Raw genomic sequence first — 24,153 nt, 5'->3', positions numbered from 1 at the left:
CAATTATATTAAAGGACTGCAAGCGTTCCAACTAAGTAAACAAGACTCGCTGTATCTTGATTAGAAACACCATCATTATTAGTATATGCGGAATAATTTGCAGAAGTTGCTGCATAGTTTAATTCAATAGAAAAATTACCCTGCATGTAACCAAAGCCAAAATTATACATATCTGTTGTTAATGTTCTTGTAGAAGAGATATATTGACCCGTAGCATTTTGATAACCTAAAGCATATGTTAAAACATCACCATCAGCTAAAAAACCTGTCATAGAAAATAGCTTTGTATTACCAGTTAAACCGACACCTATAGTGGTTATAGTCTGTGAATTATCTGTTGTACTCGCTGTGTAACTCACAGTAGAGGAGTTTCCTAAAGTTCCTGTTGAGTCTTTGCTCGTAGTTACTCCCTGGTACCATAAACCTGCTCTAATGGCGCCTTCTTGATAATTATAACCTAATGATGCTTCTGTATTTGTCACATCAGTTACAGTATATAATTTTGCAGAAGTTACACTTTTTACAGCATTAGGCTGCGAGCCGTAAGCAACACGAACTTCAACATTTCCTTCGTCTACTTTTATGTCAGCACTTGCTACTGCTTGTATAGCACGAGATTGAGTTTTTGGTGCCGCTGCAAAAGAGTTATCTCCTGCTACAATTGAAGAATTTCCAAACCAACCAGCTCCTGTTGTCTGCGTTGCAACCGCTAAGTTATTATACATACCCACCTGGGCACCTAACTTACCAAAATCCAACTTCCCAGCATACTTTAAGCCTAAGCCATCGGAGCTTGTTGAACTTGAAACGTTATCAAGGTTCGTTGCTAAAATTTGTGTTAGAGCATCGGGTGCATAATACACAGAGCCCACTAAACGATCTCTACCCATAATTAAACTTACAGTTGCAGGATCTGATTTTATAATATCTAATCCAATACTTGCTTTACGAACTTGCATTAAATTTTGAGGACCATTTGATGAAGTAGTTGCAGGTGTAGAAGAAGTATCTGGCTCAGAAGCACTACCCGCTTGCACTTCAAGAGTTCCAAATACGTTTTTATAACGATAATTCATTCCAAAACGTGCCGTCGCTGTGATTAAATCGAGTTCATTAGCACGGTATGAATCCGTTAAAGAGTAACGGCTTTGTAATTTTAAACGTGGCGAGAAATTCGAAACATCAGTTGGCGCTTGAGCATGAGCACCAAATGGGAGAGCAATTAACGACAAAACAGACGCAGTCTTGAGCAGACGTTTCATATAGATCCTCCAATAAAGTAACAATAAAAAAAACTGTGTACAATATTAACTAACGAAACAGACTTTAAGCTTCAAAAAAATTACAACTACATCATATTTGAGGAAAAAGGAGAGTGCAAGGGAGACGTGAAAATAAATTAAAGATTTGTTGTACTTGCGCCAAAATCACGGTTTGCATGAGACGCAAAACCAGCTTCACGTGCTAGATTAATTTGGCGATTGACAACGTTTAATGTATACACAAGTAAAATTGCTTTAAAACTTTGCCAAGTTTGAACATCAAGCTGTATCAATAAATTATCATCAAAATACATTTCTGTATTGGTAAGAATTGTTTCAATGGCAGAAAAAACTTGTTCGAAAGAGCTTGCTGTAGCGAGATCGACGAGATCATCTTTTGTGCGGATCGAATTTGCAAGACGAATTGCATTTGTTCTTATAAGTTCAACTGAGTCACTATTTAATATCATAAAACGAAACCTCCATGTCAGACAATTTATATTGTAACCATGAGAATTAATCCGAGCAAGAAGAGTTTCATTTTTTTTTATAAAAAATTGTAAGCAAGTAAATTATTTTGACGTTTTAAAAATAAAGATCATGGTGACCCCAAACAGGAAACACGCCAGAAAAACGACAAAGACATAAATTGGTGTGCGCGAAGGAAGAATTCCATTAATATCAAAAGTTGGAAAATCTGCTGCGGAATCGCCTACGCGAACAAGTTGACGCGATAGCACACTAGAATCTCTTTGTGAAGTTACTGAATTGTCTAATGGATCTGCACCGACAAAGGAACGAAAACTTGAAGGTACATTTGAAATACGAGGGGGCCAAACATTTATTGACTGGCTAAAATTTGATAATAAACTTCTTAAAGCACCAAAATACTCGGGCATCATCACAATTGTCACTCCGGGCAAGAAGTGAATATCATCAGATTGCCATTGTACTGTACCAAAATGAGCTGGAAGAAAAAATTCAACGCTCAGTTGATTAACTCCTTCAATTAAGGGCATGTTTAAAAGTGGAGAACCGCCATTGGAATTTTTTTCAAAAATAAGATCAGGATTACCAAAAATTTGTAAATCAACAAATCCCTTTGGTAAGGGAAGTTGAACAAGCGCTCCCTTTGCGTGAAAGGTATTTGCAAACATTCCAATATAAGAGATATGTATCCCGCCCTGCATAGGAGCTAAAATATATTGATTGATTGAGGGCAACCAATATCCACTTTGCGGTAATATTGTTGGTGGAGGAATTTTTAAATCGGGAGGCGCTGTCACATTTTTTTGATTTACATTTGCATTTACATTATCTTGCGCTGCATGCAATTTAAAATTTATTAAAAAAATCGTGCTCAAGCATGTGACTAATACTACAATTAAGAAACCTAAACAGGATGACCCGTTTTCATTTTTTGAATCATTTGAGCATTTCTTTATTTGCTTAGGGAAACAAGCTAATCCAGAATTCTTTAAACGGTCACATAAAGTAACTAAAGCCTTTAACGCATCTTCTTCAGTCAATTTTTCGACATGTTCATTTGATGATTGACCATAAATAAGTTTTTGAAGTATTTCATCTCTAATATTAATAACGCTTCTTAAGTCATTTTCACTGCTAAATCCTACAATAGATTGCGTCATAAGCTTTTTACTATTTGAAGATAAGAGAGGTGAAAGCACAAAAAATAACAGGGGAATTGCCAAGATAAAACACAAAATCAATATTGTTATCATGATTTCATTCCCTTTTTCTGTTCCTCAATAAATTTTTTGATTTCGTTAAGTAAATTTTGATCATCTTGATTTTTCTTTTTTCTAGAATTTCTTAAGGCAAATACTATAAATAGTGGTCCCAATAAAAGCCCCAAAATAGGGATGCTCCAAATTACAAATCCTATAGAGGAATGAACATCGGGCTCTCTTAAAATCCAAGGTCCGTAAGCTTTTTTAAAGTAGCTTATAATTTCAGCCTTTGACTTTCCCTCAGACAATTGTTTTTCAATTTCAGTTCGCATAGCAACGCTTTGCAAAGTGCCACTTTCTAATACACTCATGCCAATACAAGTAGGACAACGCAATTCTTTGGCAACTTCCTCAAGTTGCGGATTTAACATTACGGGACGAACTTCCTTTTGAATACTATTCCCATTTTGTGATTGTCCCCATGCGGAACCCGATAATCCAAGTAAAGTTACAAACAAAGCAAAAATAATAATGCTTAATGAAGTTACCTTAGAAGCAAATTGTGGATTTTGAATAGAAGACGTGCGAATGGATTCCTGCAAAAATTCTTCTATGGTATTTTCAGTAGAAGAAACTTTTCCATTGTCATCAAAATCCAAACTCCTTCTTCTAATGCGGTGAGTGAGAGAAATAAAGGCGCCTAATACCATTATAACTAAACTCGTCCATACTAATTTTACAGTGGGATTCCAATTTAATTTTAAAGTGACACTTTGATTATTCACATCAAAAGAAGCGAGTACAATATATAAATCATGCCAAAAAGTGGAATGTATTCCTATTTCATTAAACCACTGTTCATTATTGGTAAATTTGCTCCGCATAGGGTTAACAAAAAAAGTTTCGCCACTTTGATTATCAACAGATTTTAATTTTCCAATAACATATTGAGCATTGTATTCTCTGGTAAATCCTAATCCTTGATTTGTAATCGTGTACCCATTAAATTGAGTTGATTCATTTAAATTCAAATGAGCTTCTGCAGAAATACCACGATAATTTCCTGCAAAACCGGCAATAGCAAATAAAAAACCAATATGAATTATAAATGCACCTAAATAAGGTCGATTATAAATTAAAAAGGCTTTTCCATTCCAACGCATGGAGCGTAATTTATAAACCAAATCCATTATCAAAACACCACAAGTCCATAAGACTATTAAAAATGTCAGAGAACTTACAGCATCAAAATTTTTTCGTTCCGCTAAAAAATAAGTTAACAGACCCGCCCATAATAAAGGAAACAACAAACAGGTGAGAGGATCTTCAATTTTACCATTTCTCCAGCGCATTAAATTTCCCACACCAAGCAATAACACCAATCCCCCTCCTATCCAGGGAGCAAAGGCATTAAAGAAAGGTTGTTGAATTGAAATTTTAATTCCACGAGTTGCTTCTACTACAAGCGGCAATATAGTTCCAATAAAGACAAGTGCGAGTAAAAATAAAATGAAAAAATTAGTAAATAAAAGTGCACTTTCTTTTGACACACGCCACTCGTTTGTTTTTGCGGCACCTTGAATAAGATGTCCTCGTGTAAAAACTAATCCGGAAGTTAATGCCAGTAAAAAGACAACCCAAATTAAATAGGACGGGCCAATTTCACTTTCCGCAAACGAGTGCACACTACTGATAATTCCCGATCTTGTAATAAAAGTCCCAAGAAAAGTAAGAGCAAAGGCAAGCATATTTAGAAAGAGGAGCAAGCGCGGCAAACGCCCTGTTTTGTCAGTGATAAGTAAAGTATGAATAGCAGCAGTAATCGCGAGCCAAGGCATAAGTGAACTGTTTTCAACAGGATCCCATCCCCAATAACCACCCCAACCCAACTCAACATAGGCCCATTTTCCACCTAAGAAAATAGCTATTGATAATACAGCCCAAGCAAGCAGTGACCATCTTCTGACCGTGGCCAACCATTCCGTAGTGAATCCACCCCTGATTAAAGCTGCGAAAGAATAGGCAAAGGGAACAATAAGTAAACAATATCCTGTGAATAACATAGGAGGATGTATTGCCATATAGGGGTTTTGCAATAACGCATTCATCCCTTCGCCGAATTTTCCTACAGGAAAAAAGCGTTCCAAGGGTGCTGAAAAAGTCACATTCAAAAACAGCATAAAGGTCAATGCGCAACCAAAGGCGACGCACAGTGCAGGATATAAAGAAAGGTTAGATTTTCTTACCGTAGCAAGAGCAAAGGCGACAATGGCACTCATAATCAATGTCCAAAGAAGGTGGCTTCCTTCAAGGGCACTCCAAAATGAGGTAAATAAATAAAGAGGGGGCATATCAACTGCAGAATGCTTGTAGACATATTTTACTGAAAAATCATGAAAAAATATTGCATTCCACATCACAAGTGATGACAATAAAACACAAACAAATACAGCAATCAGGGCGTTTCGCGCACTAGCCACTACGCCCGATAATGGTTTATTTAAGGAATAAATTCCCATCACTAAAGCATAAATTGAAAAGCAGAGCCCTAAGCAAAGGGAAAAAAAACCAACTTCAACCATATTTCACCATCTTACTTGAGGGGGTAAAGAACAAAATATGGCCTCGTGATTTCCACCGGACATCAAACCAAATTTTGTGCCTCTATCATAAACCAAATTAAATTCAGCATAGCGGCCGCGCCAATAAAGATGCTTTTCGTGAAGGGCATTGTCAAAAGGGGTATCAATACGTCGAGATAAAATTTCGGCATAAGCTCTTGCTGCATATTGTCCCACATCGAGGAGTAAGGACATATCTGATTCTTGTTCAATTTTTACAAAGTCGAAAAAGATACCACCAACACCACGAGACTCTTTTCTGTGTGGGATAAAGAAGTAATCATCAGCCCATTTTTTATATTTGTCGTAATTTGCAATATGAGGAGTTCTTTCACATACTTCTTTCATTGCACTATGAAAGAGTTCTGTATCCTCCGCATAAGGTACCATAGGTGTGAGATCGGCCCCGCCGCCAATCCAAGTTGTGACCTTGCCTTGATCAAATACCTTAATACACCTCACATTAAGGTGCATTATGGGGGCATAAGGATTTCTTGGATGTGAAATAAGCGATACACCTGCGGCCGCAAAAGGCTTATTGGCGTATTCTCCTTCAATAGCGGGATATTTTGGCCCCCAAACACAGCTATAATTTACAGCGGATTTTTCAAGATGGTTGGCACGTATCACAGTCATGACACCACCTCCATTTAAATTTCTATCTGGATTGTGTTCTTTGGCACGCCATGATTTTGCTGTACAAGCCTCCGCGCCTTCGGCAGTATGAAAAGCTAGTTTATTAATATTTCTTACATAAATCAAAAGCTGCAAAAATTCATTTGAAAAGGGGGTTTCGCAACCATTGTCTTTAGCTAATTCCCAAATAGGATCTTGAAATGAGGGATCGGCAAGAGCGCTCTTCGGCAAGCTCTGAATTGATATGATTGAGTTTTGATTTAGGAAATCCTGGGTTCTCATATTAAGGTCATTTTTCATAGAATAACTCCTTCTCTAAATCGGTAAGCTTAAGGCACCACTCCTCAGGAGAGATACACCTGTTAGGATCGATTTTGCAATCACCTCTATGAATAAAATGCAATGAAAATAAAAATTAAATTTTAGAATCTGCTAATGAAAGAGTGTCTCAATAAGATGATTAAATTTTATATTTTTTTCTTTTTGCGTCAATTGCATTACGACTGATTCCCAAAGCAAGATGAGCCTTTGCAATGCTATTGTGCCTTTTAATAGCATTAATTAAAATAGATTTTTCAATAGCATCCATAGTTTCACTTAAAGAACAATCATTTTGAAAAGCATTTTCCAATAAACTTTTTGCATGAGACTCATGCTCATTCATTGCGAATTTATTTTCAGATAAGCAATTTTTAATTTTTCTTGAAATTAAATTTTTTGGGTCATTACTTGGAATGACCAGATGACTAATATTTAAAACTTCTTCATGGAGTTGCGCATTAATTAACATCCTTTGTAAAACACGGAATAACTGACGAATATTCCCTTTCCAATTACAATATTTACATTTTTCACTGATTTCATAAATTAAATCTTCTGAGACATCAATTTTCTCACGTCTAAAAAAAATAGCCACAAAAAAAGGAATGTCATCAAGTCTTTCGCGAAGAGGATCTAACACTAGTTCCGCACCACTAATACGATATTTAAAGTCAGCAAGCATGCGACCTGCTTCCACTTCTTCATCAAGGTCGCGAGTCGTAGCTACGACCAATTGAAAATAAGAATGTATGCTTCGCAAATCACCTACTCTATTATAATTTCCATCATTTAAAACGCGAAGTAATTTTCTTTGTGTTGTTAAATCAAGCGTATGAACTTCATCTAAAAATAAAATCCCTCCATTTGCTGCGGCAACATAACCATTTGTTGTTTCATTTGCACCGGTAAAAGCACCTTTTTTATGTCCAAATAATAATGATGAAGTCAAATCATTATCAAGCAAAGGACAGTTTACTGTTATGAAAGGAATTACACCTTCTTGATCCACTCTTTTTTTATGTAATATTTTAGCAAATTCTTCTTTTCCTGTTCCTGTTTCACCAAAAAGAACCAATGGAATTTTTTTATTTTTTGCAACACCAGATAAAAATTTATCATGTTTTGCAGATACAATAACTCCACTATTAAAAATTTTAAAAGACTTATCATCAATGAATTTATTGATACTAAAATCAGTAGAGCTATTAATATTTTTAGAGTGTTTTTTTTGTAAAGCCATTTTAATATAAATTAATATTTCATCTGAATTATATATAGGCTTTCTTATAAAATGTGAGGCGCCTAATTCTAATGCCTTATCAAACACAGATTTGTCTAAATCATATGACATGGCTAAAATAATAAGTTGCGGTTGCGATTCCAATGCAAATTGAATTACTTCAAACCCTAATTTATTTGATTCTGCATTTTCATTTCCTAAATGAATATCCGTTAATAAAATGTCATATCCATTTAGAGATAGCATTTGTTTGGCATCATCTAACGTAGAGGCTCCAAAAGCCTGTAATCCGCATGATTGAGAAAGTATAATGAATTTTTCCAATTCATCTTTAGAATCTTCCACAATTAAAATACTGAGCTCTTCAAGAATCATTATTTTACACCATTCATTTTTTTTGTCTGTAAGACCTTTTTAAGAATTATTTGACTACTATAGTCTTGCTTATGAAGCACTACACTTACACCTAATGTCAATGCTTTTTCGATAAAATCTGTGCTTGAGTCAGTATAAAAGCAAAAACATTTAGAAAAATCAATCTCAATATCACAGCTTTTAAGATATACTATTTTTATATTATTTGGCCATTTTATATGTTTTATTTTATTTATATATAAATGATTTTCCACTAAAAAAAATATTTCATTTTTTAAATCAAAAATAGAATTATAATTACGCACTAATTTCGAACTCATACTATTTTGATTAAAATTTAAAATATTTGGAATATATAAATAAAAAACTGTTGCATTATTTCTTCTGAAGTATGAGACTTCACCCCCATGAATATCTGCTACATATTTCACATAACTAAGTCCTACTCCCGTTCCTTCTAATTTATTGCCTGTAATTCTCCATTCAAAAATAGTATTTTCAATCTCAGAAGAAACTCCATTTCCATCATCAATAACTTCTATATAAAGATCACTATTATTTTTTATTTGCCACTCTACTTTACAAAAAGAATGACAATAATAAATTGCATTACGAATTAAATTCTGAAGACACCTTTCAATTTTAAGATGATCACAATATATTTCTGGAATATTGAAATGTGGAGAAATAATAATTTTTACATTTCTAGTTTTTGCATAGCATTTTATTTCAGAAAATAGTCTTGACATATCGAACATTTTTTTTTCTTTATTTAAATATTTTTCCTTTTTAGGATCTCTAATACTTTCTATAAGAGAATTCATCTTTGCAAAAGCTAAATTTGCTTTCCTATTTACTATATTATTTTTAATATGGCGATTATTTAAAATCTCTTCAAAAACGGCAAGAGGACTTTTTAAATCATGAATAATTTGTGACACTATTTTACCATTTTCAACATCATTTTGATGTTTAATAAGATTATCTATCATATGAAGTCTTTCGACTTCAAATTTTTCAATTTTTCTTAATGAATGTAATAGAGTTACTCTAAGTCTTTTAATATGATTAAACTCAAAAACTTCTTTTACTTTAAAAATATTAGAGCTCAAATGACTCCTATTAAATTTCCGAATAAATAAAAAAATAGGAGCTACAGCAAAAATTGTTACCAATATATAAAGAAAAAAAAGCATAAATATGATTAATGTGTCTATATAAAAAGTATTTTTAATTAAAGAATCACTAAAACATTTAACAGCATGGTTATTGGATCCTAAAAAAATATAAAAGTCTTCATGATTAATTTTTATATTTTTAATGGCAAAAAAGAAGTTTGGATATAAAAACTGTAACCCAAGCTCATTGGAGCTAAAGATATCTCGTTCCGCTTTTTTGAAAAGAGATTCTCGAGAAGCAAAGTCATAAATATACGAGTATTTATCAATACCATCAAAGTTATAAATTAAATTTTTGTTTTTTATGCTATATACAAAAAAAACATAATTATCTTTTATTTGACTGAAGCCGTTTGCTATTTCTTTTAAATCTGCTTCCGAATTGATATCAGCTTTTTTAAAGAATAAAGGAACTATTTTTATCTGCTGCTGCAATGATACTTTCAATAAAAAATTTTGGCAATAATTTAAAAACAAATCTCGATTATAGCTTTTCAGAGCAAAAGCAAACACGCCTATCAAAATATGCAATACTAAAATCCAAAACAAGAGAGAGCGCAAATAAAATTTAATATTAAATATAAATCCATATATTTTAAGGCGATTTATCAACATTTTTAATTTTATTCGAAATTTAATAAACATTAAATAATACTATAACCCTCTAAAAATATGTATATACTTAAAAATTATTACATTTACTCGTTAGAAAAGTGCTCTATAACTTACCAATCACAATTCTATGTGGCATAAAAGTATATGGAGAAAATGAATGTATCAAGAAATATTATATTTTTATTTCAATACATTTAAGATGTTGATTTTTCTGAACTTTAATTTCAATATACTTTATGATTTTAAAAGATAAATCTACTTTATTACTTGAAAATAAAAAAAATTGAATATAGTATAAAATTTAATGCCCAATATGAGGCGTTTTTCATTGCTATATCAAAGGAAGAAATATAGCAGCTTTTTTTTATACTTATGCGGAGTTCTCATTGAATTACAAAATCATAAAAAAAAATTGAAAATTTTTTCACCCTTTTATTTTATTATTGCATTTTTTTTCAATATTCCTATTCTCCCAACGCACGCAGAGGGAAGCGTTGCCGCGTCTAGCCTCGACTCAGCTAAATCTTCACTTGATTCTGCCAATTCTGCTGCAAGTACAGCAAAGGAAACATCAAAAAATATTTCGGAATTCTCAGCCAAAGCAAAAAGCTTTGACGACGATTCCGGAGGTAAACAACCACCCGCTGTCCCTCCTAAAAATTTAGTTGCACAAAAACCAGGAAGTTTCTTAGAAAGATTTTTTGGAAAAATTTGCTCGGTTCAAATTAATATTGAAAAAAATGCAAATAGCAACTCTGCCATACTCTCAGAACTTGTCATCATCTATAAACCTGAACTCTATTCACAAATTTCTTTAATTCCTATTAAAGATTGGTTTACATTTAATGCAGATGCCATAAAAACATTACGCACTTCGAAAGATGTTCAAATTTATCGCTTTGAACTCACACCCGACTCAAATTATTCAAAATATCTCATCGATATCAATTCAAATGCCTCTGGAGCCTTTTTATTTAACAGACTCTCAAATAATGCTAATGCTTACCCTATCCAATTAAATCCCTATAAAAATTTGAAACTCAACTTTTTCTCTCTAGGATTTGATTACTTTCAAGAAATGGAGAAATAAATGGAATTTAATCCTTATCAAATTCCCCAAAATAACGACATATATGTTCAACAAAACCTTGTTACGGCTATTTCTCCAAAAAAAGAAAATGACAATTTTAATGTTCTAGTAGAACAAAGTTTTGGTTTTAAAAAAATTCTAAATAAAAACATATTGCCCATTACAACCGAAATTGGTCTCGATCTAAATCACTATTTTCAATCTTCATTATTTTGTAGTTCTTCTTTTCAGAATTTTTATATTGATAGTGAGAAATCTACATTAATAAATAATTTCTGGTATTGCGGCAATGCCTTTACAGTCATTCCTTATGCGGCGTCCATTTTTCATCCTAAAATTAAAATTTATGGTGGAGCAGGACAAGCTTATGGAACACAAATATTAGATAATTCTGAAACAAAATCAAACGTCGTGTTATATTTTTGGACTTTAAAACCCGTATTGTTTCTAGAAACAAATGTTTCTGAAAAATTCAAATTTTCATTAGGGGGAGGCTACCAATTTGTTTTTTCCGATAACTCTAAAAATCTTGCAACAAGTACATCAGGATTTGAAGCTTTAGCATCAATTTCATTTCATTTTAATTGATATTATAAGGACATAATATATGCAAAGTTTAAAAAATATCCCTGATCAAATCATGTGGCATGACGGCATGCTTTTATCACCTCAGCATTTTCAACAAGCATTTCGACGTTGTGAAAATATTGTGAGTTATCAAAATTTTGAAAATACAGTTTATCCATTTGGAATCAAAAATTTTAAATTTGAAGAAACTTCTTTCCTCAGCGGTATTTTAAAAATTGAAGAACTGGAATGCACTTTTCAAGATGGCTTGGAATATTACTATAATTATCAATCAGATAGCACACCTCTCCAAATAGATTTAAGCAGTTACAAAGAAACCTTAAGTAAAGATTCTTTGACCTTAACACTTTGTGTTCCTAAAAACTTAAATAAAAATAGTATTTTAAATTCTAATTTTTCAAGATATAAATCTTTAAATAACAACATTTATTCCTTCGATGAAAATACGGGTGAGGATGAAATATTTATTCCTCGGATTAAAGCAAATGTTACATTTTTATTTGAGCATGAAGTGACATCAAATTATATTGCACTTCCTTTAGCTAAAATTCATTATGAAAATAATTTTTTTAAATTAAAAACATTTCAACCTCCCTCTAAAAAAGTTTTAAAAAAATCTCACATTTGGAATATTTGTAACTCAGTATGTATGATTACACGATATAAAATACAGGATATTCTTGAAGATTTAAACAAATTTAATCATGATACACATCGCGCTATTTATAATAATAGACTCCTTGCTTTAAAGAGCATGAAGTCTAGTCTTCCTCGATTTGAAGCATGCCTTTACTCAGAACAACTTCATCCTTTCCATCTTTATTTGGAATTTTATAATTTATATTCTCAAATTATTTCAAACGATATTGAAGAAATGCCACCTACTCTTATTGAATATAATCATTTTAACCCTCTTGCTTGCTTTGAAAAAATTCACGAAAATTTAGTTGAATTTTTAGAAAGAGAAATTCCAACAAATTATAATATTACAAAATTAACAAAAATTGATAAAAAATTTCAGATATCATTTAATACTAATATTGCTACTTTTGAAAACAACTCATTTGTTTTACTCGGTTTTAAAAAGAGCTATTCTGTTACAAATGAAAACTTTATCAATTGGATTAAATCGGCAATTATCTGTGATGAAGAAAATCACTCTATAAATCTTGAAAGACGCTCGTTAGGATTATCACGCTCTATAGTAGAAAAATATGATACGCTCATTCCCCAACGAAATATTTTTTTAGTTTATGCGAAATTAGATAATAACCGAAGAGAAAATATTAAATTAGTTGTTTCAGCAAGCATTGATACAAATAGTCATTTTTTACCTGAAGAAATTATTTTATATTCTAGGAAATCAGCATGACTTCAAATAAGCATAATGATGGTTCGCATCATGAAAATATAATATTTATTACCGAGGAAATAATTAACTATTTTTTTGATATACGTAATAAATTAATTTTAAAAAACATTGAAAATAGCTCTGAGAATGAGCTTATTTATCAAATTGATGATGTAAAAAATCTCTCAAAAGATATTGAAGAACTTATTTCACGAAAAATGGATATCTTAAAAAAGTATAAAAAGTATTATGGTACAGAAATCATCAGACTTCTTCATTATGCCCTTGTTTCCTTAATAGACGAAATGCTCATAACGACTCAATGGCAAGGTCGCATGCATTGGACTTCTGATACTCTTGAAAATCGCATATTTGGATCACGATCCTCGGGCGATCTCTTTTTTGAAAATTGCAGTCAAATTTTACTTGAGCGTGATTATAAATACAGAGATCTCTCCCTAAGCTATTATTTCTGTCTTTGCTCCGGATTTAGAGGAAAATATCATTCTTATCATGATGTCGATAAAATTCAGCAAATTAAATCAGAACTGTATCAATTTTACTATGAAACAAATTTTGAATCCACACCTGAAATTTCAGGTTTAATTCCTAATAATTTAATAATTTCAAATCATAATGAATACGAAATGTATCATAAAAAAGTGATATACTCCCTTCTCTTTTCTAATTTCTTCCTATTTGCCTTCTTTTTAATGACTTCAATTATTATGTGGATTATAAATTCAAATATATTATCAAAAAATCTCATGTAAATGGTAAATCTAGGTAGGATTAATTATGCTTCTCATCTTTTCTTATATTCTTGTTTCAGCATTGATATTTATAACAGTTACATTTTTATTATTTAAATCAATAAATCCAGATATATCTAAATTTTTCAAAAATGAAATGTTAAAAATATTTACATTTGATATGCATTGGTTATTGAAAAATAAATCTCTATTAAGAAAAAAAAATCTATTCATAGTTATGGGTGCAAATTCAAATTCTTATTTTAACGAACTTAATAATATTCATAATCCTGAAAATGAATCACTTATTTATTTCGAGGATGCAAAAAAACCTTTTGAAATAACACATTTAAAGTCTACATACTTTTTATTCATAAATCATAATTTATTTGAACTCAATGAATCAACAGGAAGAATCAACTTAAATCGCATATTGAGAAATATAAATTCTATTTTAAAAATGAGAAGACATCATCATCTCGACGGAATAATCATTTTTCCAAATCAAATTGCTTTTGAAAAAAATATTTCAAACCTTAAAGATCTTTCTGAAGAAGCTAAAATATACTCAAAAGTTTTTAAACAAATATGTCTAAAATTAAAATCTAAAATCCCTTTATTCTTTATTGAAAATTCTCAATACAACGAAATTCCTCCATTTCAGTCTGTTTCTAGTATTGATTCTGATAATGAAGTACCTTTTTTTGGATTTTCACATCATACCTTAAAAAACACCGATGATCTGAACAAAGAAATTAAAAATGCAATCGATGATTGTATTTATTCTTTTGAACAACAATGCCAGTATTACCTCCAGCAATTCAATGATAAAGCCCAAATTCAAGTTCAAGTATTACGTTTCTTTTATAATTTAAAATCAGGATTAGTTTTATTTTCAAAAAACTATATTGATTACTTTTATAAAAGCTTTCAATTTAAAGATAAAAACTTAACAAATCTACATTATATTTTGAATATATCTTCATTTCACGAAAACCTGAATCAATCTGATAAAAATTCATATTTATTAAATACATTTAACCACATATCGACAGTACTTATAAATGGATCTGAAATTTCAAATGAATTTATTCGAAATAAAAATCGCAAAAGATTGATATTAAGTATTTTTACAATCTTAAATTTGATATTTGTTACATATGCTATTTTTAGTTCACAAAAAATTCTTAGACAAAAAAGAGACATATTTCTTAAAAGCTTTTCGGAACTCAATTTATATATAAGCAATTATAAACAAGTTACAAATAACTTAACTCATTCGAGCATTCTTCAAAGCAAAATTTGTAGTCTTATAAATAATTCAAATACTCTTCAATCAACATCTTTTTATTCAACATTACTTTTTCCTACATGGTACACACATCTTGATTTAGAATTGACTGATAAATATAATTCAAGCCTAGCAAATTTTACATCGACTATACTCATTCAACATTTGAATGAAAAAATTTCAAAAAATCTTGACCTGCAATATTTGGCAGGAAATGACGCATTGGAATCGCCAGATCTTATAAAAAAAATAAATAAATTTGTAGATGAAAATAATAGCATAAATCAAATTTATGGTTTAATAAATGATCCGAATCCTGTAAAAAATACAGAAGCTTTTCCGCTCATGACTCATTTGCTTTATGGAGTTGATTGTGGAAAATCATTAGTTCAAAAAAATATTTTTTCAACTTTAAATATGAAAAATATACGAGGACAATTTAATTTTAGTTTCGCAGATTTTAAAACAAAATCAAATGAAGTGTTAAAACAAATAATCCAAATTTATATTCAAAGTAACACAAAAAATAATGAAATTCTTATTGCTATAAACAACTTAGTTTCTAATTTGAATTCTATAACAAAATTAGATAACTCAGACTTACAAAATCAGGATATCGCTTTATCAAAAAAAATCCTTATGGATATCAATTCTCTTCAGGATAGTTTATTAAAAAGTCAAGATAATTTAAAAAATATGCACCAATTTTATGGAACAGAATTTAAGAAGCTGCTGACTGAAATTGAAAAAAATGCCTCATTTGGTATAGACACATCAAATTCTATTTCAACAATGGCCAATGAGCAATTTGAACAGTTCAAATTGCAACTAAGTACCACTTCCTCTTTTGGTACAACATTTCCTTTATTGATAAATAATGCAGGTACTTTTAATCTAAATCCTGCCTTACAGCAAATAGCTTTAGCGCTGACAAAAATGTCATCTGTCTTTGAAGACAATGCTGTTAATTTACCTCATCTTACAAATAACAAACCATTTTCATCTGATTTACATTCCATTGATGAAAATCTTCCAGAAAATGCTTTATGGGATATTGACTCACTCCAAAGTAATTTGCAAAGTAGTATTTCTTTTACAGGTGCCGTTAATTCTGTTAATCAATTACAAATTCCTGAAATTTTATCAATATATTTTAATAGACTTGCAAATTCATTAAGTTCCATTTTTTGGAAAAAAAACTTACCGAATTCACTAAAAATATTTAACATTAATAACCAAAGTTTAGAACTAGCAAACTTACAAATAGACCCTTCTATTCAGAATATACAAATGTCTACCCCTATATTAAAATCAATTTCTGATCAACTATTACAGTTTAAACAAAATGAAATAAACTCAAGTTTATCATCAATTGTCAATCAGCAAATTGATCGACAAATTAAAAAATATTCCGACTCACTCAATTCAAGTTTATTTTTCACCGCAATAGATTCCGATTTTTTATGGTGGAATGGTGAAGTTTCGCCAGCATTTCATGCTTTTGGAGTGAATTCTGAAGAAAACTTGAAATTGTACATTAACAACCAAAAAATAGCATTAGAACAATTTTTTAATAAAAATATCCAGCCCTTACTACAAGCAAGAAATTTATATTTTAAAAATCCAACAAATTATAGTTCTGACAGAGCATTATCAAATTTATTAGTTGTAAATGATGCTTTATCTGCAACCCCAAAAACAAATTCTTTTGCTTTATTATCAAACTTTATCACAATGAGTATGTTCCCTTTACGAAGCGAATCTTGTCAAAAATTTATTTCACAACCCCCTGCATTAAGTCACAACGATTTTTTTGCCATAAAATTAAACTCTATTTATTCTCCCCTAGAAAATCGCTGTCAAAGCCTTTTAATCAAGCAGGCATTTGCAAATTATGATAAATTTGCTTTTCAATTTAATTCCTCTTTAGCAGGTAAATATCCTTTTCAATCAAAAGATTATGCCACAGGAAGCGCTTCCCTCGATGATATGAATGAAATTTTTAATCAATTTTCTCAGTTGCAAAAACAAGATATTGCCATTCTCAAAAAATTCAGCGCACTATACCGAGGCCGAAGTGATGTGCAAAATTTTGTAGATAATATGACAAAACTTCAAAATTTTTTTAACCCTCAAAATGATAAAGAGGGGAACCCTATACCTACAAAATGGAATGTTGAGTTTTATTTCAGAACCAATACAGACAAGGAAATCTTAGGTAATCAGCTCATCAATTGGTCATTGCAAACAGGTTCGGAAGTCATCGGATCTGTACAAGGAAATAATTTAAAAGGGAAATTTATTTGGAGTTATTCTGATCCTATACAATTTTCTGTTTCATTAGCGCAAGGTTCTAAATATACTTTAGAAAAAATTTCTGATGATAAAAATATCTTTATTTCAAATAATACGGTATATTTTGGTATTAAGAATCGCTGGTCATTGCTGAAGTTTATCGATGACTATGCTGATTGCGGCAACAGTAAATTTTGTTTACGCAATAACTTAAAATTTGAATTGCCAATTAATAATGAAAAAAGTATTACTTTTTATGTTTCATTATATTTAAAAAATTCAAAGGGAATCCGTGTCAATGTTCCAAGTTTTCCAACATCAGCACCTTATATTGAAAAAAAGAATATCAAACAAATCACAACCGACAATTATGAGTAGTTTTTGTTTGGTTGAATAGGAGTTTTTTGTTTTATGAGTGAAGTGGTTAATAGTTTGCCAGATAAATCTGTTATTGATGCCATAATTACTGACGTTACTTCAAAAAGCGAGTTAAGTAAATATGAAAAAGAGAATGATTACCGGATTATTCAAGCATTTGAAATTAATAACGATAGCATTTCTAAACTCTACGAAACTAAACTTATTATTAGACTTGATAATAAAATATTAAACAAAGATAATATGTCCAATTTCCTAGGTGAATTTTTACATTTTAAAATTATTAATTATGCAACAAACGAAATAACTGAAAAATATTTCTCCGGTATTATTTCTGCTATTAAAATGACGTACTACAAAGCTCTACCAGAGTTTGCATTAACCCTTCAACCTTGCCTCTGGAAACTCACTCAATCAAATGGTTACAGAACCTGGCTGGCAACCAATGCCAAAAAAATTATAGAAGACATTTTAAAAATTCATTTTAAAAATGAAAAGTATGAACAATTTGAAATGCTATGCAGCAGAAAGCTAGGAGAAAGAACAAATACAATTCAATATGGAGAATCCGATTTTGATTTTCTTTGTAGATTGATGAGTGAAGAAGGCCTTAATTATATCATTGAACACAATGAAAAGGGACAAAAATTAATTATTAAAGATAAAATAGAAGACCACTTCAAATCAACATACAAAAACCCTTTAATAAAATTTGAATCGCCAACTCATCATATACTTTGTTCTCTAGATCATACTAAAGTTGCCCAAGTAAATTCTTGCAAAATTACAGCATCTTTTTTTGATCCGAGAGCTCCAAATATTTCTCCAAAAAATCCTGTACCTAAAAAGACTCCATCGCCTTTCCAATGGGAAGAGCATCCTCTTTTGCAAAAATATTTAGAACCCATCGATCCCATTTCTGACTGGGTGACAGATCACATTCAGTATAGAAAAAATACTTTAGAAAATTCAATTCAATATACGGAAATTTCTCAATTTGTCCGCGTTGGTGAAACTGTAAAATTTAAAAATTCGGAAAATGACAATATTGAAAAACTACCTGGGCATTATATTGCAAATGTCACTCATTTTTATTCAAGATTAAACTTCGATAAAAATAAGTTCTTTAATAAAATAGAGCAAAATATTTTTGAAAATAAGACAAATTATTCTGCCAAAATTACGACTTACCCTACAGATGAATTTTACTTAGAAAATTTTGAAATAAATCACCCAAAACTTCCGAACATCACAAATGCTTTGATATATACAGACGAAGAAAATAAGGATAATAAATTAAAAATTAAAAAAGATGCTTCAGGTGTTTCTATTGGCATTCGTTTTTTTTGGATGAATAAAACATCTGAATTCAAAAATAGTGATTTTATTTGGGCTCGTTTATCACAATTTTGGGCAAGTAATTTAAGTGGTGCATTATTTATTCCACACCCAGGAGATGAAGTCATAGTTGGTTTTTTAGATAATGATCCAGATTCTCCCATTATTCTAAATTCACTTTATAACTTCGTTAGTAAAGTCCCCGAGAAATTAGATGAAAAAACATGCGGTATTATTATTAACGAAGATTTAGAAGAATGTCTGAAAATTGGGACTAAGCTTCAAGAACAACCTTCGAATATTATATTTAAACACGAATCTTTTGAAACAAATATAACAGATATGAAAATGTCATTATATCGTGATAATGATAAAAATATTTATTTTTTACACTCAAATTTAAATAAAACTGAAGCAACTGAAAAGTTTGATATCGTTTCTGAAACCTCAAACATAAAAGCAACTAAAACTATTGCAGTAGAGGCCGATAAAGAGATAAATATGAAGACAACGACAGCAAACATTAATAAAATTAAAATTACCTAATTTTAATCTTTCCAATAGTCATCAAGAGAATTATTGGAAAAGGAATTATAATCTGAATTATTATCTTCTTCATATAATTTATTTTCATTTTCTGATTCCATATTATCATGAGAATTATCATTTAAACTATATGCATTAATTACTTCTGCCGTATTTTCTCCCAAAATTTGTTCCTCTTGGTTTCTCAATGGAATTTCTTCTTGAGCTGTGTTGTCGAAGGAAAAAATTTCAGGATTGACTCCAAATAACTCAGCAAGCTGTTTAATTTGAGAATTCTTTAGACTTCTTTTATCATACAAAACTTCATCTACTAAACTTTTTGGTCCTAGTATAGAAAATAAGTCTTGAAAATTCATATTTTTTTGCTGGATTAATTCTCTTAATATCATTCCATTTGTCAAAGAAAATTTAGAGTATTTTTCTAGCACTTCAAAATTATCGAACATAAATTTTTCCTAAATTAAATAATATCTTTAAAAAAAAGATCAATATTGTTCCTTGTTATCATCATAGGAAAGCCCAAGTAATGTAAATATTTCTTGCGGTTTTGATGTTGTTGTAAATAGTTCCATGAGCACTCCATAAAGAGATTTTTTACGCCACTCTAAACCTCTTCTAATTAAAAAAGGAGAGGGGGAATGAGGGTCATGCTTTAAAAGATACTGATTGGCCGCCGCAATAAGTTTGTACGCCTCTTCACAAGATGAAAATTCTCCTGAAGAATAATTGCTATTTCTTAAGATTGAAGACGCATCACTCCTATTTTCAAAACTCTGATTATAAATTTGCTGAAAATCTTCTGCTTCAGATGATATTTCAGTTTGTTGCATAACAAAACTATTTTTTTCCTCTTTGTCATAAATAGGTTTTAAAAATGCAAGAATATTTTCACAAACCTCAATCGCATCGGAAAAAGATAGATTATCCTCTTCATCTCCTGCTAATTGATACAAATACTCCTCTTCAAGACGACTTAATGAAGCTTTTATAAATTCTAATGATAAATATAAAGAACAAATATTTTCACTATTTTCAATTGCAGTATAAAAAATTTTTTTTGCATCAGCTCCTTCACTCATACCGACTTTCAATTTGCTTTCATACCAAAACCAGGAAAGCTTTTCTGAAGAATAGGATGAAATAAGTTGGGTTTGATTTATTAATATAGGCAAATGAGTTTGTAGCCAACGAAAAGGGACTGCGCGAAGATCGGTGTTCTCAATATTAAAAACGGGAAATGCCGCATCCCAATATTCTTTACAAAAATCTATTAGAAAGGAAAGGGCTTTTGCAAGACCTGGCAATCCTTCTAGTTGCAATTGAGTTTCAGTATAATATGCGCATACCTGAAAATCTTTTGAATAATTAATTAAAATATCTTCACATAAATCAGCAATATTTTGCCAGCTGGGCAATTCTTTATTTTTTTTACTCCAAATGCCCTCTTCTTCTTGAGAAGCAAAAATTTGCGTACGCATGTCTTTTAATTTTAGCATAATGTCATGACGTTTTAAATTTTCTCCATAAGGATTCTCCTCTGAAATAGGTGACATTAAATTTTCTAAATTGGTTAAACTAAAACTAATATTTTGGTTTTCATTGGCCATAAATTCTTCCTGACTTAAGAAATTGCAAAATAATTTCTATAATTTTTCAAATTTGGGATTGAAGTGACTGATATTAATTTATTTTTTTCAATAATAAAGTTAAAAATGTATGATATATTTTTAACTTTGTTTTGAGAAGAAAATAACAAAGTCCTATTTTTATAAAAAATGACGTTTAAAAAAAATTTTAAACGTTCTATTTCATAATCATGAATTTCAATTTTAACAGAAACCCTATTCAAAAAAGAATAAAACATACTGCCAATTAAAAAACTTTTTTTATCAGTATAGGATGAATAAATATAGTTTTTTCCTAAAGAAAATGAATTATAGTTTTTTATTTTTTTAGGGATATTTTCTGTAATTTGTATTTTTTCTTTAAAAAATTTTCCGAATAACAAGACAACATCTCTTTTACATTTCAATGAAATTTCTTTTGTAGACTCGCAATTTAAAAAATCGGTGTAACTGTATATATTTTTATTTAATTGTATAGTTGAGTTTAAATAAATTAATTCCGTAATAAAAACTTTTAAAAAACTCAATATAACTTTTTTTTGCTCCGTTGTATGCAGTGAAAAATTTTCCATAATAAAATCCGGAATAAAAATTTTAAGCGGAAAAGATTCCTTTAAAACAACATTTTGATTATTTTTAAGGAAATAACAAGAGGTTGACGAAAATAATATTTTTTCATCAAAATATATATTACTAAATGAAAAATATTCTCTAACGCATTTCAATATTATATCTTTTTCCGTATATGGAATTTTTGATAAAATCATTTCAATACTTTTCATACCAAAACCGCTTCAAAGGAAATTAAAAAATTAAAATCTCTAATATAGTTAAAATATTCATTTAAAAAATTTAAATAGAAATGAATTCCACGTGGGAATCCATCCTTTTGTAAAAATTGTATTTTATAAACAATACTAGGAATATGAAAGGTTTGCTTATTTCTCATCTGCTGCCTTATAGTCTCTTCCGCAATAAACCCAATGGATTGCTCCAAAATTTGTATAAATAAATTTTTTACAGAACTTATTCCTGGAGCTAAAATATCTAATGTTTTTATAAAATATACAGTATTGATAATTTGCGCAGATAAAATTTCTTGATTTATTTTAAATAATAGCTTTAAAACCTCAATATTATTTGTATGATTTAAAGAACAAGGATAATATTTTGGCCAAAATAAAGAACAGGATTGAGCAATAGGCAATGAGTAAGAATGACATTGAAACTCACTATAAGGTTTGATATTTTCAGCGGCTCTGGTATTTGTGCATAATCCTGAAGGATAAAGATACTCTGGCCAATGTGCTTTTTCTTCTGTGGCTTTAAATTTACTGAGAAGCCTTAAGTGATAAGAACCGCTTTCAAGAGTGGAATTATTAAAACTTCTTTTAGATGCCCAAACAATATTGTTAAATAAGTTCTGTTTGCTATATTGAGAAATGCGACTGTTTTGATAAAAAGGGTTTAGGGAAATATGTTCCCCTGTTTGAGCATCATAAGTCATAACAGAATTTAGTTTTATAACTTGCAATTCTTCATTAGTATTCCCTTCAGTTCTTAATAAATATTCCTGTTTTTCTGGCAAATACTTTACAGATTGCATTTTATGCTCAAATAAATTAACTGCAGGAACACAATTTGTCTGAAGGAAAGAACTTCCTAAATTTGAAATAAATTCTATATTTTCGCTCAAAGGAATAATTATTTTAAATTTGTTTTTAAAGGAGATGTTATTAGTTACTTTCAATTCCAGAAAAAAATATTTTTGATAATAATTTAAATAGTCAAATAAAGGATATAATGTATTTTTATTATGATCTTGAGCTTCTAAATAATAAAGGGGCTTTAAATTTTCTTTAGGAATGTGCCATAATTCAGAATCGCTATCAATTTGCAACAACATGGGTTTATGACTAGAAAATAACGCATCATATATAGAAATTACAGAATAAAAATCAGAGTCAATATATAGAGAAAGGTTTAATGGGTTTTGATTGCTCACATTATAATGAATACTTGTTTCAAAAGAAATAGCCAAAGCTTTTTTATTTTTTCCTATATTTTCTTTATTTAAAGAAGAATCAATAAATTGAGATTGTGTAATATGAATAGGAGAAATTTGACTTTCTTGACAAGAAGTAAACTGACACCTGACACCATTCTGATTTTTTGCAGAAAATAAAGTAGATTTAGGAACAATAAATTTTAATTTATCTTTTGTAAAATAACTTTTTTCTGGAGTAACTTTTAGAACAGTTAAAGCGGGGAGTGGTGAAACAAGCTCTGGAAACAAATGATCGATAAAATTAAGAGCATAATCGTTTTGTGCTAAAATAGATTTATGCTCTACTTGTGCAAACATATAAGCAAAAGATTCAATAAGTCGTTCTGTTTCTGGATCGTTGCTTTTACGATAAGATAAGTCTAAGTAAGGAGCCAAATCTGGGTTTTGCTGTGAAAATATTCTTCCATTAGTTCTTAAATTATCTAACGAATTTAAGTATAATTTTAAAAAATTTTGATTACTATAATTGCTAGTCATATACAATAAACTCCCAGAAAGCAATTTTAAGAACTAGATTTACAACAACATCATTACTACAATAAACAGCTTTGAGAGCAAGTTTGGCCTCTTTTTTTAAATGATCATATTGTGAAAATTCAACCTCAATATGTGAAAGTCTATGCTCAAATATTTCAATTGATTTCTCAACTGTTTGACACAATATTTTTCTATCTTCCTCTGAAGCCATAGAAAGATGCGTGAAACTTGGCAAACCAAAATGTAAAGTTGATAATTTTTGTTGATTTAAAAAACTTGTTAATGAAAGAGAGCTACGTGTATTTAAAATATTTAAAACATTTCGTGTAATTGAAAAAAAAATAAGTTTTTCTTGATTTGAAGGAAGATAGAATATTTTATTTAAATTTTCCATAATATCCAGACTATAATAAAA

18 protein-coding genes are annotated in these 24,153 nt (G+C 30.1%); 6 read left to right on the top strand and 12 right to left on the bottom strand.

Going from position 1 to position 24,153, the window contains the following annotated elements:
- Window positions 1-8: 8 nt before the first annotated feature.
- The 7 genes from AXG55_RS04495 to AXG55_RS04465 form a co-directional block, all read right to left on the bottom strand.
- Entirely contained in the window at window positions 9-1,262 is a 1,254-nt protein-coding gene (locus AXG55_RS04495; protein ID WP_148696937.1) for a hypothetical protein, read from the bottom strand.
- A gap of 137 nt (window positions 1,263-1,399) precedes the next feature.
- On the bottom strand, window positions 1,400-1,732 hold the full coding sequence (locus tag AXG55_RS04490) for a hypothetical protein (RefSeq protein WP_148696936.1): 333 nt from the start codon (window positions 1,730-1,732) through the stop codon (window positions 1,400-1,402).
- Window positions 1,733-1,834: 102 nt separating this feature from the next.
- Window positions 1,835-3,004: a hypothetical protein gene (locus tag AXG55_RS04485; RefSeq protein WP_148696935.1), complete on the bottom strand. Its 1,170-nt coding sequence runs from the start codon at window positions 3,002-3,004 to the stop codon at window positions 1,835-1,837.
- Window positions 3,001-5,535, bottom strand: coding sequence for a cytochrome c-type biogenesis CcmF C-terminal domain-containing protein (locus tag AXG55_RS04480; RefSeq protein WP_148696934.1), 2,535 nt, complete (start codon window positions 5,533-5,535; stop codon window positions 3,001-3,003). The genes AXG55_RS04485 and AXG55_RS04480 overlap by 4 nt, the downstream gene beginning before the upstream one ends.
- A 3-nt stretch (window positions 5,536-5,538) precedes the next feature.
- A complete protein-coding gene (locus AXG55_RS04475) occupies window positions 5,539-6,510 on the bottom strand; it encodes a coproporphyrinogen III oxidase (protein ID WP_148696933.1) in 972 nt (323 codons plus the stop codon).
- Window positions 6,511-6,670: 160 nt separating this feature from the next.
- On the bottom strand, window positions 6,671-8,146 hold the full coding sequence (locus AXG55_RS04470; protein ID WP_148696932.1) for a sigma-54-dependent transcriptional regulator: 1,476 nt from the start codon (window positions 8,144-8,146) through the stop codon (window positions 6,671-6,673).
- On the bottom strand, window positions 8,146-9,759 hold the full coding sequence (locus AXG55_RS04465; protein WP_233231376.1) for a sensor histidine kinase: 1,614 nt from the start codon (window positions 9,757-9,759) through the stop codon (window positions 8,146-8,148). Before AXG55_RS04465 ends, AXG55_RS04470 begins: the two co-directional genes overlap by 1 nt.
- Before the next feature lie 508 nt (window positions 9,760-10,267).
- Between AXG55_RS04465 and AXG55_RS04460 the strand changes: the two genes are divergently transcribed.
- From AXG55_RS04460 to vgrG, 6 genes are read left to right on the top strand one after another with little or no spacing between them, the layout of a single operon-like run.
- Complete coding sequence (locus AXG55_RS04460; RefSeq protein ID WP_148696930.1) at window positions 10,268-11,029, top strand: hypothetical protein; 762 nt, start codon at window positions 10,268-10,270, stop codon at window positions 11,027-11,029.
- Window positions 11,030-11,617: a hypothetical protein gene (locus AXG55_RS04455; protein WP_148696929.1), complete on the top strand. Its 588-nt coding sequence runs from the start codon at window positions 11,030-11,032 to the stop codon at window positions 11,615-11,617.
- A 19-nt stretch (window positions 11,618-11,636) separates the two neighbouring features.
- The gene (tssK, locus tag AXG55_RS04450; protein WP_148696928.1) at window positions 11,637-12,989 is read left to right on the top strand and encodes a type VI secretion system baseplate subunit TssK; all 1,353 of its coding nucleotides are present in this window, start codon (window positions 11,637-11,639) and stop codon (window positions 12,987-12,989) included.
- Window positions 12,986-13,741, top strand: coding sequence for a DotU family type IV/VI secretion system protein (locus tag AXG55_RS04445; RefSeq protein ID WP_148696927.1), 756 nt, complete (start codon window positions 12,986-12,988; stop codon window positions 13,739-13,741). Before tssK ends, AXG55_RS04445 begins: the two co-directional genes overlap by 4 nt.
- A gap of 25 nt (window positions 13,742-13,766) precedes the next feature.
- Window positions 13,767-17,684, top strand: a complete 3,918-nt coding sequence (locus AXG55_RS04440) for a hypothetical protein (protein WP_148696926.1) — start codon at window positions 13,767-13,769, stop codon at window positions 17,682-17,684.
- Window positions 17,685-17,717: 33 nt separating this feature from the next.
- Window positions 17,718-19,568 carry a type VI secretion system tip protein VgrG gene (gene vgrG / locus AXG55_RS04435; protein WP_148696925.1) on the top strand — a complete coding sequence of 617 codons (1,851 nt, stop codon included), beginning with the start codon at window positions 17,718-17,720 and terminating at the stop codon, window positions 19,566-19,568.
- A gap of 2 nt (window positions 19,569-19,570) precedes the next feature.
- On the opposite strand, the gene AXG55_RS04430 is transcribed toward vgrG, so the two are convergent.
- From AXG55_RS04430 to tssE, 5 genes are all read right to left on the bottom strand, one after another.
- A complete protein-coding gene (locus AXG55_RS04430; RefSeq protein WP_148696924.1) occupies window positions 19,571-20,014 on the bottom strand; it encodes a hypothetical protein in 444 nt (147 codons plus the stop codon).
- Between the two features lie 39 nt (window positions 20,015-20,053).
- Window positions 20,054-21,175 (bottom strand): type VI secretion system ImpA family N-terminal domain-containing protein, encoded by a 1,122-nt coding sequence (locus tag AXG55_RS04425; RefSeq protein ID WP_148696923.1) that lies wholly within the window; start codon window positions 21,173-21,175, stop codon window positions 20,054-20,056.
- Between the two features lie 14 nt (window positions 21,176-21,189).
- The gene (locus AXG55_RS04420; RefSeq protein ID WP_148696922.1) at window positions 21,190-21,765 is read right to left on the bottom strand and encodes a hypothetical protein; all 576 of its coding nucleotides are present in this window, start codon (window positions 21,763-21,765) and stop codon (window positions 21,190-21,192) included.
- A gap of 206 nt (window positions 21,766-21,971) precedes the next feature.
- A complete protein-coding gene (locus AXG55_RS04415) occupies window positions 21,972-23,738 on the bottom strand; it encodes a type VI secretion system baseplate subunit TssF (protein WP_148696921.1) in 1,767 nt (588 codons plus the stop codon).
- Window positions 23,731-24,132 (bottom strand): type VI secretion system baseplate subunit TssE, encoded by a 402-nt coding sequence (gene tssE, locus AXG55_RS04410; protein ID WP_148696920.1) that lies wholly within the window; start codon window positions 24,130-24,132, stop codon window positions 23,731-23,733. The genes AXG55_RS04415 and tssE overlap by 8 nt, the downstream gene beginning before the upstream one ends.
- Between the last annotated feature and the right edge of the window lie 21 nt (window positions 24,133-24,153).

Source organism: Silvanigrella aquatica, from assembly GCF_001907975.1.
In the GTDB taxonomy this organism is placed as follows: domain Bacteria; phylum Bdellovibrionota_B; class Oligoflexia; order Silvanigrellales; family Silvanigrellaceae; genus Silvanigrella; species Silvanigrella aquatica.
The sequence above is the reverse complement of the archived record's forward strand: the minus strand, read 5'-3'. Positions and strand labels throughout refer to the sequence as shown.